The following is an 18,934-nucleotide window of genomic DNA, read 5'->3' as shown; positions in this document are numbered from 1 at the left end:
AATAAACTTTGGTATGGTTTAGTATGAAAATACTTAGTGTTTGTTATGGGTTTAAAAATACGATTATTAATTTTTTTTGCTCTTAGAATTGTGCAATTTTTTATTTAGAAGTACTTTTGCATAAATAATACCGGATGTACAAATTATTACTTCGCCCTCTATTTTTTTTATTCGACCCAGAAAAGATTCACCATTTTACATTTTCACTTATAAAAGTCACATCTAAAATACCTGGCTTTGCAGCTCTTTTTAGAAGTTTATATGTGGTTAAAGGTGCCAAATTAAAGCGGAACCTGTTTGGTTTAACGTTTAAAAATCCGGTAGGTTTGGCTGCTGGTTTCGATAAAAATGCTGTGCTATACAATGAGTTGGCAAATTTCGGGTTCGGTTTTATAGAAATTGGTACGGTAACTCCAAGGGGACAGGTAGGAAACCCTAAGAAAAGATTATTCAGACTTAAGGATGATCAGGGAATTATTAACCGAATGGGGTTTAATAACGAGGGAGTAGAAGCTGCCATTTCTCAATTAAAGAAGAATCAGGGTAAATTGATTATTGGAGGTAATATTGGAAAAAACACCGATACGAAACCAGAGGATTATACTAAAGATTATTTGGAATGCTTTAATGCATTGCACCCTTATGTTGATTACTTTGTACTTAATGTAAGTTGCCCGAATGTGGGGAGCCATGCCAAATTAAATGATAAAGATTATTTGGAAGAGCTTATTGGTGCGGTACAAGAGGCTAATGCTTCATTCGAAAGCAAAAAACCAATTCTGTTAAAAATAGCACCAGATTTAAATAATGGTCAATTGGATGAGATTGTAGAACTTGTTGCAGATACAAAACTGGATGGGGTTATTGCCAGTAATACATCTATGGACAGAAGCGATTTAAAAGCTTCGGAAGCATTACTTGAAAATATTGGTAACGGAGGTTTAAGCGGCCAACCCATAAAGGATAAAAGTACAAGTGTTATTAAGTATTTATCTGAAAAAAGTAACAAAGCATTCCCTATTATTGGAGTAGGAGGTATTCATTCTGCAGAGGATGCTCTTGAAAAAATAGATGCTGGTGCCGATTTAGTACAAGTTTATACCGGGTTTATTTATGAAGGTCCGAGTCTTGTAAAGAAAATTAATAAGGCATTGCTTAAAAGGTAGTTTTTATTCCTGCCTTAATGAACTACGATGTACCAACAAATATGGCTGCATATTAAATAATAATTTTACAAAGATAGACACTAATTTTACGAATTATCACAAATGATTCTAAATATAGATTGTTTACTAATAAGTAATCTGTGTTTGCTTATTAGTAAACTAAAGCGCAGAGATATAATAGGATTAAATCGGGTTTGGATTGTAAAAACAGACTGAAAGTATGATTCGTGATTATGAATAGTATAGAGAGCAATCCATTATATTGAGGTTTTATTCGTGTAAATCTGTGTAATTCGTGGCTTGATTAAAAAGATGTGGGGACACTATAGCTTACAGAAACAAGTTCAGCACAGACCGAAGTAATGACAAAAACGGATATTAATTTTTTTGAAAAAGCTAAGTTGATGTCAGCTTGGTTAAAACTAGTTAGAATCAAGTCTTAATTCTAAAAGCGAAGCGGTCTTACGTCTTTCCTTTTTACTTAACTATCTTTTTTACAATTCTGGAATTCTTGCCATTTATAGATATAAAGTAGGTTCCTGAAGATAGACTACTCACATCAATAGGGTGATTTGTTAGTGTTCCCGATAAGAATATTTGTCCAACCAAGTTAGAAATTTGATAATTTAAAGTACCATTCGTATTTCTGGAGTTAATATAAAGTGTCGCATTGGTAATTGGGTTCGGATACACTTTTATATCCAATAGCGTGTCAACACTATTAGGAACCTCTTTGATGCTTTTAATAAGAATATCGTCTATAGCAATATCTCCATCCCAATGGGTACCTCTTACAGCTCTAAAACGAACTTTTATGGTTTCGTAAGCATAAGACGATAAATCGATTGTGCGTTTTAAAAACGCATCCTCTTGATTAGCTTGCTGATTTCCGTAAAGCGCAGGGATAACATCATTAATATAACCATCGTTAGTTTTAATATCTACGTGCAACTCTCCTGTGTTTTTGCCATACATATGGTATGAAAACTCCAGTAAGGTATTTGTATTAGTTATATTGATACACGGGGAAATAAAGGTGGCAACATCTCCAGGTTCTGCTCCCGAAGCTTCTGCATAAATATATGTACCGGTATTATCCTCGGATGTATTATCGCTTAAAGGTCCCGTATCGTCCGAGGCTGTTTTTCCAGAATTAGAGTACCAGCTGTAACCGCTATTAGAGTCGTCTATTACAGTCCAACCGTTATCTTCAGCCATTTCAAAATCTTCGAAATCCTCGTGGTTAGGATCTATTTCCGTTCCAACCTTTATAAACTTTGAAAATGTTCGCTTTATAGTTTCCGATGTATTGGAAACAGTAAGCGTTACATCATATATTCCTGTGTTATAGGTATGCGAAGGGTTTTGATCGGTATAATCTATAACCCCGTCTGAATCTACATCCCATTCCCAATGGGTAGCATTCGAACATTTATTTTTAAAGTTTACGGTTAGTATTTCTTCACAAGTTGAACTCGTATCTACACTAAAATTGGCATTAAAAGAAGGACATGCCAAATAGCTTTTTGTAGTTTGATAAAAGGCATACATTCTAGCAAGTTGTTGAGGTGTAAAGTGATCTCTACACGATTTTTTGGAATACGACATTAAATTGCCCGTATCTGGATTAAACGCATGACCATTAACATCTGTTTCTTTACCTATATACTCGCAAGAGTTATCTACATTTGTACATGAAAGCATGGGATCTGCCGGTGTATCGCAAATACCATCGCCATCTGTATCGCAATTGCTGCCATTAGCTAATTCCGATGTTAATTTATTATTATCAGGACCGTGTGTATGGACTAAAGAGAAAAAGTGCCCCAATTCATGTGCCAAAGAAGAATCGTTGGTCGCACAGCTGTTTTTTATAACAATAACATCGTCATTCCTCCCAACATTGTTGCTATAGCCACAAATACTTTGATCGGATGTGTTTACTAAATGATTAACAAAATAAATATTGATCAAGCCAGATGTGTAGCTTCCTTCTTTTAAATGACTTTCGTCTCCTTTTTTTAAATGACAAAAGGCATCATTATCTATATAGTTAATGCCATCGCATAAGAAAAATTCCATAAAGGCATCGGCATAAATAGTGTTAAGGTTCTCGATAGCATCATAAAGATCTGAAGCATCCAGTCCGCCTGTGCCATTTGTAGCTCTAATAATATGTGCTTTAATTGGAATAGAGTTAACCACACGATAGGTGTTGTTTTTACCTGATTTAGCTTTATTTAGCGCAAACTCTTGTTCGTATTGTTTGATTTGTGGTTTTAAACTATTTATGTATTCAAGAGATTCTGGTGTGGTAACTGTACCACAGGATTCCATGTTCTGTCCAGAGATATAACACGTAGCCGATAGAAGAACTATCGGAAGTAGTAAGTATTTTGGGTTAGTAATAAAAATATTCATCAGGGCAAACATTTTTTCAAATGTATACCTTAATGAAAAAGATGAATAATAAAAACGTCTAAACGTTAATTTTATCGGTTACCTTTCAATTATGTACTTAATATTTAGTTGATTACCAATTTTTCTGACTTGTTTTTACCATCAATAGTTTTTAAATTCAATAGATAAATACCTTTGCTTAAATCGGTTAGATTGGCATGTAATTTAGATACGTCTTTTATTACTTTTATCTGCTTTACCAACCGTCCTAAAACATTATAAACTTTTACAGAGCTTAGCTCTATGTTTTGTATGTTGGAAACCGTAATGTGTCCATGGGTTGGATTAGGAAATATTTTAATAGAATCGACAGTGTTTGCCGTTTCTGCACTTAGGGTAGATGAATTGTATGTAAAAGTAAGCGTGCCAATTTTTTTATCATTAAAAGGCGTTACATTAGATCGGCTGGCTATTACTCCAATCGGGTTGCTGTCTGGGTTGCTGCCGGAATACAAGTTTCCATCTTCGGTACCTGCATCATAAGGATAAAGGTCTATTGTAAAGGTGTCTTTCCATCCGTTATTAACACTATTGTTTCCAGATCTTAAACTAATACCGTTAATGCCAATAAACCAATCTGGGCTTGGTGCTATCATTGAAGCTAAAGTAACCAGCGGGTAATTTTCGCTAACATCCAGACTGTTTATAACAATGGAGCCTTTAGCGCTACCAAGTCCACTACCTACAACTACTTTGTCTGCATCTGCATTTGTATTAACTTCATTTTGAAAAATATTTGTGCCACCTGTTTCGGCAATATCTTCAATGCCGGGTGAGGCAGCTGCTCCCACCTTAAAGAAAGTATCTGCAGTTTGGTGTGTAACCAAGGCTAATGGTGACCAATGCGCACTATTGGGTAGGTTAATGGTACTTTGGCCATCGGTTGGGTTTGTACTAACTTCTTCCCATATACTTGCAAATTCAACAGTATAATTAGCTGTACTTTGACTAAATGAAAGTAATGGAATAAAACATATGCAAAAAAACAGCAGTGTAATTTTTTTCATGGTTGGTTATTTTAGATGTTAAAGATAGGGTCGTTTAATTATGAATAAACTTACAGCTTAATTAAAAAATCTTTATTTTAATGTTAAAAGCTTAACTAAATTAATAGTATTTTTATCCTCCTATTTTTTGAACTAAATGCAAAACGAAGTAAAGATTATTGAATGCCCGCGAGATGCCATGCAAGGTATTAAGACCTTTATTCCAACAGAGAAAAAGGTGCAGTACATACAATCGCTGCTTCGCGTTGGTTTCGATACTATTGATTTTGGGAGTTTTGTATCTCCTAAAGCGATTCCTCAAATGGTTGATACGGCCGAGGTATTATCTAAACTCGATTTATCAAAAACAACAAGCAAGTTACTCGCTATTATTGCAAATACGAGAGGAGCAAATGATGCAAGTACACATCCTGAAATAGATTATTTAGGGTATCCGTTTTCAATTTCAGAAAACTTCCAGATGCGTAATACACATAAAACCATTGCGCAATCTGTCGATACACTTTCAGAAATACTGGAAATCGCCAACAAATCTAATAAAGAAGTCGTTGTGTATATATCTATGGGATTTGGTAACCCTTACGGAGACCCCTGGAATGTTGATATAGTAGGAGAGTGGACCGAAAAATTATCAAAGATGGGAGTTAAAATACTGTCGTTAAGCGATACCATTGGCAGTTCTAATGCCGAAAGTATTGATTACCTTTTTTCAAATTTAATACCTCTATATCCAGATATTGAATTTGGAGCTCACTTACACACAACACCAAGTACATGGTTCGAAAAAGTTGATGCTGCATATAAAGCAGGTTGCAACCGTTTTGATGGTGCTATTCAAGGCTTTGGCGGATGCCCTATGGCAAAAGATGAATTAACGGGTAATATGCCTACCGAAAAACTATTATCTTACTTTACTTCTAATAAAAATAATAGTTTAAATGCTCTTAGTTTTGAGAGTGCTTTTAATGAAGCTTCTAAGGTTTTTAATTTTTATCATTAATTTTTTATCAGTATAAGTTATTGTTTATTAGTTTTTTAACTTATGTCTTAAAAGTTTATTTAAATTTAATCTAAATAAACTTTGCTAAAGCAATTTTGAATTTTATATTTGCAACTTCAAATCAAATATTATTTATAACAAGTCTAAATAAAGATAACAATACAAACTTAAAATGAAAAGACTAACCTTACTTTTTACAATTTTTATAGCATCAATGACTTATGCTCAAACAGTACAGGATTCTATTACATTCGACCCTCAAAAACAATTAAATGCAGCACAGCGTATACTATCTGGTAACTATGGTAAATCTGTTACAGTAGGCGCTTACGGGGAGGTAACATATAACCAGCCTGAAGCAGATAATGGCGAATTAGATGTACAGCGTTTGGTATTACTTTTTGGTTATAAGTTTAATGATAAAACACAATTTGTAACAGAGGTAGAATTTGAGCATGTTGAAGAAGTATTTATAGAACAAGCTTTTGTAAACTATGCCATAGCACCAAATGTAAGTTTACGAGGTGGTTTAATGTTGGTACCTATGGGGATTGTAAATGAGTTTCATGAGCCAACAACATTTAATGGGGTAGAGAGACCTGCAGTAGATAATGCTATCGTACCAACTACATGGCGTGAAATAGGTGTTGGTGTTACTGGTAGATTTAACGACATTTCTTTAGGATACCAAGCTTATGTATTTAACGGATTCCAATCTGTAAATGGTACTAAAGTTTTAGGCGGAAAGAGTGGATTAAGAAATGGAAGACAGAAAGGAATTAAATCGACTATAAACTCACCTAATTTATCTGCCAAGTTAGATTATTATGGAATCCCTGGTTTACGTTTAGGGTTATCGGGTTATTTTGGTCGTACACAAGCCGAAGACGATGTTGATATGATAGACGGATCTGATATAGGAATCGCTATGGTTGGTGTAGATGCACGTTACGCTTACCAACGTTTTACAGCTCGTGGACAATTTATTCACGCAAGTTTAAGTGATACCGAAGATTATAATAATTTGTATTACGATTTAGCAACTAATCCAAACGAAGGTTTAGGTAGTGCTCTACAAGGGTGGTATATAGAAGCAGCTTACAATTTATTACCACAAGAAAAATCACAACGTTTGTTTGCTTTTGCTAGATACGAGCAATACGATACACATGCAGGTACAGATGGCGCTTTAATTAAAAACGATACTTATAATAGAAACGATTTAACAACAGGTATAAGCTATCACGTTGCTCCAGGAGTTGTTTTAAAAGGAGATTATCAGTTTAGAGATAATGCTCAATCTGGTGCTGATGTAGACAATAGACTTAATTTTGGAATCGGCGTTTGGTTCTAAAATAAAGTAAACAATATATTAACGATTAATGTTGGTTAGCTTTTTTTGTCCCGAGCCCCAAATTCTTTAATAAGAATGCCTATTTAAGATTAACGTTAAAATTAGAAGCCCTATAGCTAATTAGAAATAACCTTTCTTAATTAGCTATTTGGCATTTAAGTTGTGAGTAACACTAAAAAAATAATACTTTTGCATTATGAATTCTAAATACATGCCATTATTATCAGTACTATTACTGTTAATGTCTTTCGGTTTACCAAAAAATATTCAGAAGAAAGTAGATAAGGAAATTAAAAACATCTTTAGTGTAGAAACGTTTGAATTCACAAGTGTCGCTATTTCCTCGGAGATTACTCAGGACTTACCTTCTAAATTTGGAGAAGACAATCTATTTAAAATAGAAGCAGGTAATAATCTTTTGGGGTATGCCTACCTATCTCAAGCGGCTAGTAAAACGGCTCAATTTGATTATCTGGTTTTACTTGATAAAGATTTAATTGTATTAAAATCCAAGGTACTGGTGTATAGAGAGGAGTATGGTGGAGAAATAGGCAGTAAACGTTGGCTTAAACAATTTATTGGTAAAAAAGGAGGCGATGAGCTTAAGTATGGCGATAACATCATAGCGATTTCTGGGGCTACCATATCTGTACGATCTATGACAAATGCCATGAATGACCTATTAAAATCATTAAAAATTCTTCATTCAAAAAACGTTCTGTAAATGCAGCTAAATGGGTTAATATTTACACTTCCTAAAGAAATTAAACTGTTAATAGGTGTATTTGTAATCGTATTGAGTATTGGCTTTTATACAGGATTGTTATTTGTTGGCGAAACCTCTTCGGCTAATCCTAATGGCATTGAAGAACACTATTTAGGGAATGAAGATGATGAAAATGCTGAGGTTATGCGCTTTAAAAAAAGCGATCAGGAAATGCTCACTTTAGTTCATAATCATATACTATCAATGTCAATTATATTCTTTTTAGTTGGCCTAATAGTTTCTATAACCCAGCTTAATAAAAAACTAAAACTATTTTTAATAGTAGAACCTTTTATATCTGTTATACTAACGTTTGGAGGGTTATACATGCTCTGGGTTGGTATGCTATGGATGAAGTACATTGTTATGTTTTCGGGCATTTTAATGACACTTACTTTTACAGCCTCAATACTTATTATTTTAAAACAGCTACTAGTAAAAAAATAACTATCAATATAATTCTCGTATTTTTATGTGCTTATGCGATGGATTATAGTTTACTTCATATTAATTTTTAGCAATACAGTATCTGCCAAAGAGTGGAAGAGTCTTAGAGTTTATCAAAAGGAAACGCAACGGGAAAAGTTGTTGCCATCCGATTGGTTAAAACGAGATCGTATTAAGAACACCTTGGTGTGGCAAGAGGCAAATGTGTTTAATCTTAAAAATAACTTATCTCGAGAATATAAGAATATTTCGCAACGGCGCGACTTTTATAAATGGTTCTTCTATGAATTAAATAAAAAAGGTCATGACGTTGTTTGGGTGCAAATGGCATACTTTATTTCAAAGAAAATGCATCTCATGGAGATATTTCCATATTCGATCTTCTCAAAAAAAGAGGTTAAGACCTATGCCAGACAGGGCAGCGAATTGGTTTTTAATAATGCGTTTGAAGAATTACAAAAATTATATAATTCTAAATTAGTATTAAAAACAGATAAGGCTACAGTATGGGATAGGGCGATTTTAAAGAAAGAACAATACGAATGGATAGATCGCATTTATAAAACTATGAATGCCAAAAGTTTAAAAACCTTAAAGCGTATTGCCAAAGGAAAATGTTTATACGGTTTATTTTTGCCAAGAGCCATCAGATTTAAAGGAGATCTTTCCAAAGCGGAAACGCGCTATAAATATGCTATTGAAGTACTTAAACCATATTGCAAAAACAGGTACAAATAATACCATAGTATCTTAGAATTTAATTGTATGTTTTCCCTGAGTTTTTTATTTAACATGAAAGCCAGAGAGAATCCGCTATATTATTTTTTTCATTTAAATTTTGTGAATCCAAATGAAAAAAAATGCGTAGATTTGCACGCAATTATAACGTAATTGCATCATGACCGCACATCAAAACAAAATAGTAGGAGAAGGTTTAACCTACGATGACGTCCTTTTAGTTCCAGCATTTTCAGAAGTCCTTCCGCGCGAAGTTAATATCCAAACAAAGTTTACTCGTAACATCACAATTAATGTGCCTATCATTTCGGCAGCGATGGATACGGTTACCGAAAGTAAAATGGCTATTGCCATGGCACAAGAGGGAGGGATTGGTGTTTTACACAAAAATATGACGATTGAGGCGCAAGCTTTAAAAGTTAGAAAAGTAAAACGTGCAGAGAGCGGTATGATTATCGATCCGGTTACGTTGCCACTTACTGCTATTGTTAGTGATGCTAAACAAAGTATGTCAGAACATGGTATTGGTGGTATTCCTATTGTTGATGAAACAGGAACTTTAAAAGGTATTGTAACCAATCGTGATTTACGTTTCGAGCATGATAATTCAAGACCTATTGTTGAGGTTATGACAGGGGAAAACCTGGTAACATCTGCTGTTGGTACGTCTTTAAAAGATGCAGAAGAAATCCTTCAAAAACACAAAATAGAAAAACTACTTATTGTTGACGATAACTATAAATTATCGGGTTTAATTACGTTTAGAGATATTACTAAACTTAGCCAGAAACCAATAGCTAATAAGGATCAGTACGGACGTTTACGTGTTGCTGCGGCGATTGGTGTTACCGGAGATGCCGTTGAAAGAGCAGAAGCTTTAGTAGGTGCTGGTGTTGATGCTGTTGTAATTGATACGGCTCATGGGCATACCAAAGGTGTGGTTGGGGTATTAAAGGAAATTAAATCTAAGTTCCCGGAACTGGAAGTTATAGTTGGAAATATTGCTACTGCCGAAGCTGCTAAGTATTTGGTAGAAGCAGGAGCCGATGCCGTAAAAGTGGGTATTGGACCAGGTTCTATTTGTACTACTCGTGTTGTTGCAGGAGTAGGTTTTCCACAGTTTTCGGCCGTTTTAGAAGTTGCCGAGGCTATAAAAGGTTCTGGAGTACCAGTGATTGCAGATGGTGGTATTCGTTATACAGGAGATATACCAAAAGCGATTGCAGCAGGAGCAGATACTGTTATGTTAGGATCGCTATTGGCAGGAACTAAAGAATCTCCGGGTGAAACTATAATCTACGAAGGAAGAAAGTTTAAGTCGTACCGTGGTATGGGGTCTGTAGAAGCTATGAAACAAGGTAGTAAAGACCGTTATTTCCAGGATGTAGAAGACGATATTAAAAAGTTGGTGCCAGAAGGTATTGTAGGTCGTGTACCTTATAAAGGTGACTTATACGAAAGTATTCACCAGTTTATAGGGGGGTTACGTGCCGGTATGGGGTACTGTGGTGCTAAAGATATAGCAACATTAAAGGAAAATGGACGCTTTGTAAAAATTACGGCTAGTGGTATTAATGAGAGCCATCCGCATGATGTAACTATTACTAAAGAGTCGCCTAACTATTCTAGATAAATAATTTAACGTATTCTTGCTTAAGAATTCAAGGTGTTCCTCCCTATTAAAAAGGGAGGTGGATCCCGATGAGATCGGGATTCGGAGGGTTATATTGGTTTGTTATTTTTAATAAAACTCCTCTTTCTTCCAATTTTTATCAAAATCGAAATTCATTTCTCGGCTTTAATTTAAAGAGGAGAGCACTGTGACAGTAAAAAAATAGTTCTGAAACAAGTCTGGGACACACACCGACATAAATTCTCTTATCCAAGATTCACATTAATTTAGGTTACATATTTAACCATATCTCAATAGCTTCCGAACTGTTTTTAATACTCAATTGAAATAGAATAGAGTAGTGTGCTTACAAAAGAGCTACTTAAGTTTTTTTGCCGATTTAGGTTTTGTACTTAATGCTATTATTCCTAATAGAGGACCTATAGCGAGTAGGACATAAACATTATTTGCATCTGCAAAACTTCCTATGCTATTTACGATTTGAATACTAATTATGGTTATTGCAAACCCAATACAATTCACTATGGTTAGAGCAGTCCCCTTTATTTCTGGCACTGCATTTTTCGCTACTAAAGTTGAGAAAAGAGGAGAATCGGCAATAACTACCATACCCCAAAAGATAAGAAAAATGATAAATAGGTTTTCAGATTGAAGTGTAAACATCAATGGCGAAATGAGGCAACATACGCATGACAATAACAATGCAATAAAAGCCGTTTTTTTAACTCCTATTGTTTGAGAAATGTAGCCACCTAAAATACAGGCCAATCCGCCTATTCCTATAATAAAAAAGGATAAAATGGGGATATTAAATATGGTTTCAGGATGTAAATCGCTATATGTCTTCAGTATGATTGGTGTAAATGCCCAAAAGGCATAGAGTTCCCACATGTGTCCAAAATATCCAAAAGCAGAGGAACGAAATTTATGATTACGGAATACACTAAAAAAAGCTAAAAGATTTAGTTTCTGGCTTTGTTTTCTATACGGTCCGTTAGGAACCATAATTAACATTAACACCCCACCTGCTATTGAAAGACATGTTGTTATAAGTATTACAGATTTCCAGGGAAGTGTATTTGTAATTCCTTTTAACAAATGAGGCAAAGCTGTTCCCAATACCAATGCGCCGACCAAAAAACCAAGCGATTTCCCAAGCCCTTCTTTATAGTAATCGGCAGCTATTTTCATACCTACAGGGTAGATACCAGCGAGAAAAAAACCAGTGAAAAACCGAAATATTAATAAACTGGTTAAATGACTTCCTTGCCATAAAACGCCAATATTAAAAAGCGCAGATAACAAGGCGCTAATAAAGAATACCTTTGAAGGTGCGTAGCGATCTGCAATATTTAAGATAGCAAAGATTAGTGTGCCTAAAATAAAACCGAATTGAACAGATGATGTTAAATGACCTAAAGCATTATTTGTAAGTTTAAAGTTAGCTATGAGATCATTGATAACACCATTACTAGCAAACCAAACAGATGTGCATAAGAATTGTGAAATTACTATAACTTTTAGTATTACACCTCGCTGTTCCATTTAAGTATTCAAGCTTTCCAGAATTTGTTTATAATTAGCATTATTTGGTGCAAGTTTAATAAGTTGAGAACAGGTGTTATAAGCTTCAATATCTTGTTTAAGATTAATTTCTCCAATCAATCTTACATACAGTAAGTTTTCATTATTAGGAAAAATAGCTAGTGCTTTATTGATAACCTCTACTGATTTCTGATTTAAATTTTCTGCCTGAAGCTTTAAGGCGTAATTATAAAAGGCTCTAATATTAGCAGGCTTTTTGTTGCATGCCTCAGCCAAGTATTTTAAAGCATTTTTAGTGTCTCCAACCTCGTTAAATAGTAACCCCAGCATATAATAAGAATTGCTGTATTCAGGCTCTAGCTCAATCACTTTAAGATAAAGACTTTTCGCTTCTTCTATATGTCCTTGCTTATAAACTAACAAAGCTAAATTCATTCGGGATATATTATAGCGATTATCGATCTCTAAAGATTTTCTGTAAGCCTTAATAGCTAAATCTGTATGGCCTTTCATTTCATTATAAACAGCTATTTGATGCTGTCCGGAAGCAAAATCAGCATTCATATCCAAATCCTCTAAATATTCTTTTTCTGCTTTATTAAAAGCATCATTGCCCGTCATGTTAGCACCAATGCTATTAAAATATTTAACCGCAGCGATTCTTACCAATCTAATGGAATCCTTTAATAAAGGCGCAATATCGGCATGGTAGTTTTTATCGCGAATCTTTTCAAAAGAACGTACCGCTTCATTTCTTACAAGAATAGAAGGGTCATTTAGAAATTTCCTAATATCATTTATTTCATCATGAGTTAACGAATTGTTTGTGTATTGATACAAGGCCGTTGCCCGCGCAATTTCAGGAAACTTGCTTTGAGACAATAATGTGAATAAAGCTTCATGATTGTTGTGATACCCTTCTAACAGATAATTAGAAAAATGGTCTGGACGTTTAGTGCCATATTTAGAATTAATAAATGCACTGGCCCATTCTGGAGATTTGTCTTTATGGCATTCGTTACAAGCATTAGGAGTACCATACTTTACAGTTTGGTCTGGTCGAGGTACTCTAAAACTATGGTCGCGCCTGTAATCGTTACCCATATATATTTTTCCGGTCATATGGCAATTAATACATTGGGCACCTTCCGAATTAATAGGATGATAATGATGAGCTTCACTATTATATTTCGGTTCGTGGCAACTCATGCAAAGGTTGTTACCTGTTTGTTTAAGTTTTAACGAATGGGCGTCGTGGCAATCTACACAAGCCACATTGTTTTGGTACATCTTACTTTGCATAAAGGAACCATAAACATAAACTTCGTCCTTTATTTGACCGTCTAGTTCGTACAACGGATCAACAAGAAGCGCAGGACTATAATGATCTAGAAAATGGCCGTTATAATCGAATTTCTTTGTTGTTTGAGACCGTCTTGAGTGGCATCTCGCACATTTTTGAACGAGATCTTTAGACTCCTGTGATTTCCCCATATATAATTTTGGAGGCGTAGCCTTAGTGTTTTCATCGTAATTTTTATAAAACGATACATGTTTACTTGCAGGACCATGGCAAGCTTCGCAACTTACATTAATTTCATTAAAAGTGGTATTGAACACGTTTGTTTTAGCATCGAAACCTTTTTCAAGGTTTGTAGAGTGGCAGTCGGCACAAGCCGTATTCCATCGCATAGCGCCTCCCGTCCAGTTTATCCATTCGTCGTGCGCTAACTCTAAATCAGGCTGTAAATGAAACCATGTGTTCTTTTCAGTATCCCAGGCGGTTATTAAACATTGATAGGCACCATCTGGAAACTTAACAATGTATTGCTGTAAAGGTGTTACCCCAAAAGTGTATACTATTTTATAATCACGGTAGTTTCCATTTTTATCTGTAGTGTTCACATAAAAATCATTTCCTTTTTTAAAGAAAGTGTTTTTAACCCCTTTATGGTTAAATACTGTATTATTAAAATTGCCTAAAACAGTAGTAGAATCTGCAAGGCTCATAGCCTGTTGATGGTGCGAACCATTCCAATGATCATATTCCGATTTATGGCAATCTATACAAGCCGCTTTACCTACAAATTTTGGATGCTCGGTTTTATTTTGAACTGTGTTTTGCGATCTATATTCTTGTTTTTTACAAGCAAAAACCAAAAGAAATGGTATAACAAGAAACCACGTATTTTTTAGAGAATCATTCAAATTTTTAGTCATTATAAATTTGTCCACGGTTTGGTTTTAAAGCATCTCTTATAAGTTTCATTTTATCTTTATTCACAATCAGAAAAGTAATAACATGATTATCACTTATTTGTTCCACACCGGTAATAGAAATATCAAGGTTTTCTAATTGTATATATTCTTTTAAATGAATTTCATGGTGTTCTGCTATCTTCCAGGCATTTGGACCACGGAAATCCCAAATAAGTTTAAACTTTAGCATAAAGGTAAGTGATAATTTGAAGTCAAATATAATCCAAAAAGCTCAATAATAGTCTTTTTTAATCGTTAGTAAAACAACTTGTATTATAGCTATATATTGCTATTTTTGTAAACCATAGAACAAATTTTCACTTCACATGAAATTAAGATATAGACTTACTTTAATATTAATCGCTTTAATATTAGGTGTTGAAGCGCAATCCGTACAAAAAGATGTCCTTTTTTACGTTGATGATGAACCTGTTTATACATCAGAATTTTTAAGAGTTTACAACAAAAACCTTGATTTAGTTCAAGACGAATCCCAAAAAGATGTTGATGAGTATTTAACACTTTTTACCAATTACAAATTAAAATTAAAAGAAGCCAAAGCACTAGAGCTTCATAATAAATCATCGTATAAACGAGAGCTTTCCAATTATAAAAAACAACTAGCAAAAAGTTATATGACAGATGCTAAGGTTTCTGAAGCTATGGTTAAGGAAGCTTACGAACGTATTTCTTACGATATAAAAGCCAATCATATTTTGGTTAAAGTTGGCGAAAACGCTAGTCCGGAAGATACACTTGCTGCTTATAATGATATTGTAAAGCTAAGAAATAGAACCTTAAGCGAAGGGTTTGAAATCGTTAGGAAAGAAGTACACAATGGAAGAACGGTTTTTGGCGAAGAGTTAGGTTATTTTTCTGGTTTTAGAATGGTTTATAAGTTTGAAACAGCTGCTTTTAATACCAATGTAGGTGACATATCGCAACCTTTTAGAACACGTTTTGGATACCATATAGTTAATGTTTTAGATAAACGTAAATCCAGAGGAGAGCGTACTGTAGCCCATATTATGGTGGTTGAGAAAAAAGGCGATACTTTAGCCGAGAAACCAGAAGTTAGAATTCAGGATATTTATAAAAAGATTAATCAAGGAGAAGACTTTGAGGCTTTGGCTAAACAGTTTTCCGACGATAGAAGTTCGGCTTCAAAAGGCGGGGTGTTAAAGTCGTTTTCTAGCGGACAATTAGGTTCGCCAGAATTCGAAGAGGTTGCTTTTGGTTTAGAAGAGGTAGATGCTATATCCGAGCCATTTAAAACACAATATGGTTGGCATATTGCAAAACTAATCGCGAAAAAACCTGTACGTGAGTTTGATGCTGTTAAAGGAGAATTAGAGCAGAAAATAAAACGAGACGACCGTTCTAAATTAATAGATGAAGCATTATATGCATCCTTAAAAAAGAAATACAATATAGGTGATCAACCCGCATTAAAGTATTTCGAATCTATACTTAACGATGATTATTTTAAAACTATATGGAAATTACCTAACGAGTTTACTGGCGATGAACCATTAGTTAAAATTGGCAAGAAACAGTTTTTATATAAGGATTTTGGTAATTATTTATTAAAGTCGCAACGTAGAAGAGGTGCAAGCGGATCAATTCAACTATTAGTTTCAAAGAAATACGAAGAGTTTTTAAATAGTAATTTGGTTAGATATCATGAAGACAATTTAGAAACCGAAAACGAAGAGTTTGCTCATATTGTTGATGAGTACAGAGATGGTCTGTTGTTATTCGATTTAATGGAAACTACTATTTGGAATGCTGCTAAAACAGATTCTACAGGAATTCAGGATTATTATAAAACGCATAAAAGTGATTACGTGTTGCCTAAGCGTGTTGATGCCGTGGTGGCATCTTCTGCAAAGCAGAAAACCCTAAAAAAAGTATCTAAATTACTAAAACAGGGTATGGCAATCGATCAAATTAAGGCACTTATTAATAGTAATGATAAGATAGACGTGATATTTACATCAGATATTATGGATGCCGAGCATCAAGCCCTTCCTAAATCGTTCCAATTTAAAGAAGGTGTTTCAAAAACATATAAACATAATGATGCTTTTGTAGTTGTTCAGGTTAAAGACATATTACAAGAAAAAGAGCAGACTTTCGAAGAGGCTAAAGGCGCTGTTATTAGCGATTATCAATCTTATAAGGAAGAAAATTGGTTAAAGGATTTAGGGGACAAATATAAAATACAAATTAATCAAGACGCATTAAAAAACATAAAGAAACAAATTAAAAAGTAGGTGATAGGTGGGGGATAAAATCATTATATTTTTTTTATTATTAACAGTATTGTCGTGTAATTTTTTTAAAAAAACAGAAGGACAGATTCCTGTTGCCAGGGTAAATGAAACATATTTATATTATGAAGACATTAAGGATCTGGTATCTGAGGGGACATCGAAAGAAGACAGTTTACTTGTAGTACAGAATTTTATTAATCGCTGGGCAACACAACAGTTATTCGTAGATGGCGCAATACTTAATTTAAATGAAGAAAAACAAGAAGAATTTAATAAACTAACAGTACAGTATAAAAACGATTTATACACCAAGGCATACATAGAAGCCTTAATAAAAAGGAGTATAGATACTGTAGTTAATAAAAGTGAAGCTCAGGAATATTATAAAAATAACAAGGAAGTTTTTAAACTAAATGAAGAACTTATAAAATTTCGTTACATACATGTAGACGAAGATATTATAGACTTTAAAAGCATTAAAGAAAAGTTTAAACGTTATAATCAAGAAGATAAAAAGGAGTTGGATTCCATATCGATACAGTTTAAATCCTATTCATTAAATGACTCTATATGGATAAAACTAAATCAAATAGTAGACAAGATTCCGGTTGTAACTGCCGAAAATAAAAGTCAACTGTTAAAAAAATCTAATTTTTTACAACTCAAAGATTCATTAGGAGTATATTTGATGCAAATTAATGATGTTTTATTGAGAAATGACAATGCTCCTCTCGAGTATGTTAAACCTACCATAGATCAAATAGTTATTAATAAAAGGAAGCTTGAGCTTATTAGGGAATTAGAAAAAGATATAACAAAAGATGCTATTAAAAATAAACAATTTGAAATTTACGATTAATTTGAAACACATATCAGCTTTATGCATGGCTTTACTATTGGTAAATGTTATGTCTGCGCAGGAGATTATTGAAGAAGAGGTAAAGGTTAAAGAAGAAGTCGTTAAAAAGGTAGATTCAACAAAATCTCAAAACGCTAAAAAGGTTGATGGTGTTGCAGCTGTTGTAGGTGATTTTATTATTTTAGAATCTGACGTACCTAAAAAACGTGAGCAGATTAAAGCAGCAGGAGGTTCGATAGACGGTGTTACAGATTGTGAGTTGTTAGGATCTTTACTTGAAGATAAGTTATATGAACATCATGCCATACAAGATAGTATTCAGGTATCTGATGCAGAGATAAGACAAGAAGTCGATTATACAATTCAGCAATTCTTACAGCAAAAGCCAGATATTGACGAACTTGTAAAGTTTTATAAGCAAGAAGATGAAAAAGGTTTAAGAGACTATATATTCGAAGTTATTAAAGGAAACAAGCTTTCTGCGAAGATGCAAGCTAAGATTGTAGAAGAGGTTGAAGTAACGCCAGAGGAGGTTCGAATATTTTTTGATAAAATACCAGAAGACGAACGCCCTTTCTTTGGTACCGAGCTTAAAGTGGCCCAAATTGTAGCCAAGCCAAAAGTATCTCAACAAGAAAAGCAAAAGGTTATTGATCGTTTAAAACAAATTAAAGCCGATGTGGTAGAAAGCGGAACAAGCTTCCGTTCTAAAGTAGTGCTTTACGGGCAAGATCCGGGGATGGTTGAATCGGGCTATATTTATACATTGAACAGGAAAAAGCCTAGAATGGTAAAAGAGTTTAGGCAAGTCGCTTTTTCGCTTCAGGAAGGCGAGGTATCCGATCCTTTCGAAACGGAGTTTGGCTATCATATTATATATTGTGAAAAAATTAGAGGACAGGAATACGATGTAAGTCATGTATTGTTATTCCCTAAAGTGTCCGATGAAGCCGTAAAAGAGGCAAAAGATCGTTTAGAAGAATTAAGAAAGCGTATTGTTGGTGGTGATATATCGTTTGCAGATGCAGCAAAGCAATATAGTGACGAAAAAGAAACCCGAGGAGATGGTGGGCAACTTATTAACCCGAGAACTCAAGATTATAATTTTGATTTAACGAAAATGGGACCAGAGCAGTACTCCCAAATTCAAAATTTAAAGGATAATGAAGTGAGTCAGGTTTTAACAGAACAAGATCGTAAAGGAAATGTTTCGTTTAAAATTATGAGGGTTACAGATAGAATAGATGAGCATAAAGCAACTTACGCACGAGATTTTATGAAAATTAAAGATCTGGCGCTTACAGAAAAGAAAATTAAAGCTATTGAGAAGTGGCAAGAAGGAAAAATATTAGATACATACATAAAAATTAGTGGAACATATAGAGATTGTGAATTTTCCGGTAATTGGTTAAAAAAGTAAATAT

General features: G+C 34.1%; 15 protein-coding genes. 10 read left to right on the top strand and 5 right to left on the bottom strand.

The features are described from left to right. Positions 1-134 precede the first annotated feature (134 nt). The gene (locus C1H87_RS04880; protein WP_102754741.1) at positions 135-1,166 is read left to right on the top strand and encodes a quinone-dependent dihydroorotate dehydrogenase; all 1,032 of its coding nucleotides are present in this window, start codon (positions 135-137) and stop codon (positions 1,164-1,166) included. A gap of 477 nt (positions 1,167-1,643) precedes the next feature. Here the strand turns inward: C1H87_RS04880 and C1H87_RS04875 are convergent, their stop codons facing one another. Together C1H87_RS04875 and C1H87_RS04870 are read right to left on the bottom strand one after the other, a co-directional pair. Then, a complete protein-coding gene (locus tag C1H87_RS04875) occupies positions 1,644-3,587 on the bottom strand; it encodes a T9SS-dependent choice-of-anchor J family protein (RefSeq protein ID WP_158655124.1) in 1,944 nt (647 codons plus the stop codon). Between the two features lie 104 nt (positions 3,588-3,691). Next, positions 3,692-4,633 (bottom strand): spondin domain-containing protein, encoded by a 942-nt coding sequence (locus tag C1H87_RS04870; RefSeq protein ID WP_102754739.1) that lies wholly within the window; start codon positions 4,631-4,633, stop codon positions 3,692-3,694. Positions 4,634-4,769: 136 nt separating this feature from the next. Here C1H87_RS04870 and C1H87_RS04865 point away from each other — a divergent pair, with 136 nt between their 5' ends. From C1H87_RS04865 to guaB, 6 genes are all read left to right on the top strand, one after another. After that, positions 4,770-5,633, top strand: coding sequence for a hydroxymethylglutaryl-CoA lyase (locus C1H87_RS04865; RefSeq protein ID WP_102754738.1), 864 nt, complete (start codon positions 4,770-4,772; stop codon positions 5,631-5,633). Between the two features lie 172 nt (positions 5,634-5,805). Further along, positions 5,806-6,987: a hypothetical protein gene (locus C1H87_RS04860; RefSeq protein ID WP_199769333.1), complete on the top strand. Its 1,182-nt coding sequence runs from the start codon at positions 5,806-5,808 to the stop codon at positions 6,985-6,987. A 211-nt stretch (positions 6,988-7,198) separates the two neighbouring features. Further along, on the top strand, positions 7,199-7,711 hold the full coding sequence (locus C1H87_RS04855; protein ID WP_233783351.1) for an FMN-binding protein: 513 nt from the start codon (positions 7,199-7,201) through the stop codon (positions 7,709-7,711). Beyond that, positions 7,712-8,200 carry a hypothetical protein gene (locus C1H87_RS04850; protein ID WP_102754735.1) on the top strand — a complete coding sequence of 163 codons (489 nt, stop codon included), beginning with the start codon at positions 7,712-7,714 and terminating at the stop codon, positions 8,198-8,200. 33 nt (positions 8,201-8,233) lie between these two features. Further along, entirely contained in the window at positions 8,234-8,938 is a 705-nt protein-coding gene (locus C1H87_RS04845; protein WP_102754734.1) for an Insecticidal toxin complex protein, read from the top strand. A gap of 160 nt (positions 8,939-9,098) precedes the next feature. Continuing rightward, positions 9,099-10,571: an IMP dehydrogenase gene (guaB, locus tag C1H87_RS04840; protein WP_102754733.1), complete on the top strand. Its 1,473-nt coding sequence runs from the start codon at positions 9,099-9,101 to the stop codon at positions 10,569-10,571. A 357-nt stretch (positions 10,572-10,928) separates the two neighbouring features. Here guaB and C1H87_RS04835 read toward each other — a convergent pair whose 3' ends face one another. Genes C1H87_RS04835 through C1H87_RS04825 form a run of 3 tightly spaced genes read right to left on the bottom strand, consistent with a single transcriptional unit; the run spans position 10,929 to position 14,565 of the window. Further along, positions 10,929-12,116, bottom strand: coding sequence for an MFS transporter (locus tag C1H87_RS04835; protein ID WP_102754732.1), 1,188 nt, complete (start codon positions 12,114-12,116; stop codon positions 10,929-10,931). Continuing rightward, on the bottom strand, positions 12,117-14,351 hold the full coding sequence (locus tag C1H87_RS04830) for a multiheme c-type cytochrome (RefSeq protein ID WP_158655123.1): 2,235 nt from the start codon (positions 14,349-14,351) through the stop codon (positions 12,117-12,119). Next, positions 14,329-14,565, bottom strand: coding sequence for a hypothetical protein (locus C1H87_RS04825; RefSeq protein WP_102754730.1), 237 nt, complete (start codon positions 14,563-14,565; stop codon positions 14,329-14,331). Before C1H87_RS04825 ends, C1H87_RS04830 begins: the two co-directional genes overlap by 23 nt. Before the next feature lie 136 nt (positions 14,566-14,701). Between C1H87_RS04825 and C1H87_RS04820 the strand changes: the two genes are divergently transcribed. The 3 genes from C1H87_RS04820 to C1H87_RS04810 are packed head-to-tail and all read left to right on the top strand — an operon-like array spanning position 14,702 to position 18,930. Further along, positions 14,702-16,651, top strand: a complete 1,950-nt coding sequence (locus tag C1H87_RS04820; protein WP_102754729.1) for a peptidylprolyl isomerase — start codon at positions 14,702-14,704, stop codon at positions 16,649-16,651. 7 nt (positions 16,652-16,658) lie between these two features. Continuing rightward, positions 16,659-17,510, top strand: coding sequence for a peptidylprolyl isomerase (locus C1H87_RS04815; RefSeq protein ID WP_102754728.1), 852 nt, complete (start codon positions 16,659-16,661; stop codon positions 17,508-17,510). Between the two features lies 1 nt (position 17,511). Further along, on the top strand, positions 17,512-18,930 hold the full coding sequence (locus tag C1H87_RS04810) for a peptidylprolyl isomerase (RefSeq protein WP_317048185.1): 1,419 nt from the start codon (positions 17,512-17,514) through the stop codon (positions 18,928-18,930). Positions 18,931-18,934: the final 4 nt, after the last annotated feature.

The sequence above is a fragment of the Flavivirga eckloniae genome (genome assembly GCF_002886045.1).
GTDB classification, from domain to species: Bacteria; Bacteroidota; Bacteroidia; order Flavobacteriales; family Flavobacteriaceae; genus Flavivirga; species Flavivirga eckloniae.
This window is presented reverse-complemented; position numbering and strand designations above follow the sequence as displayed.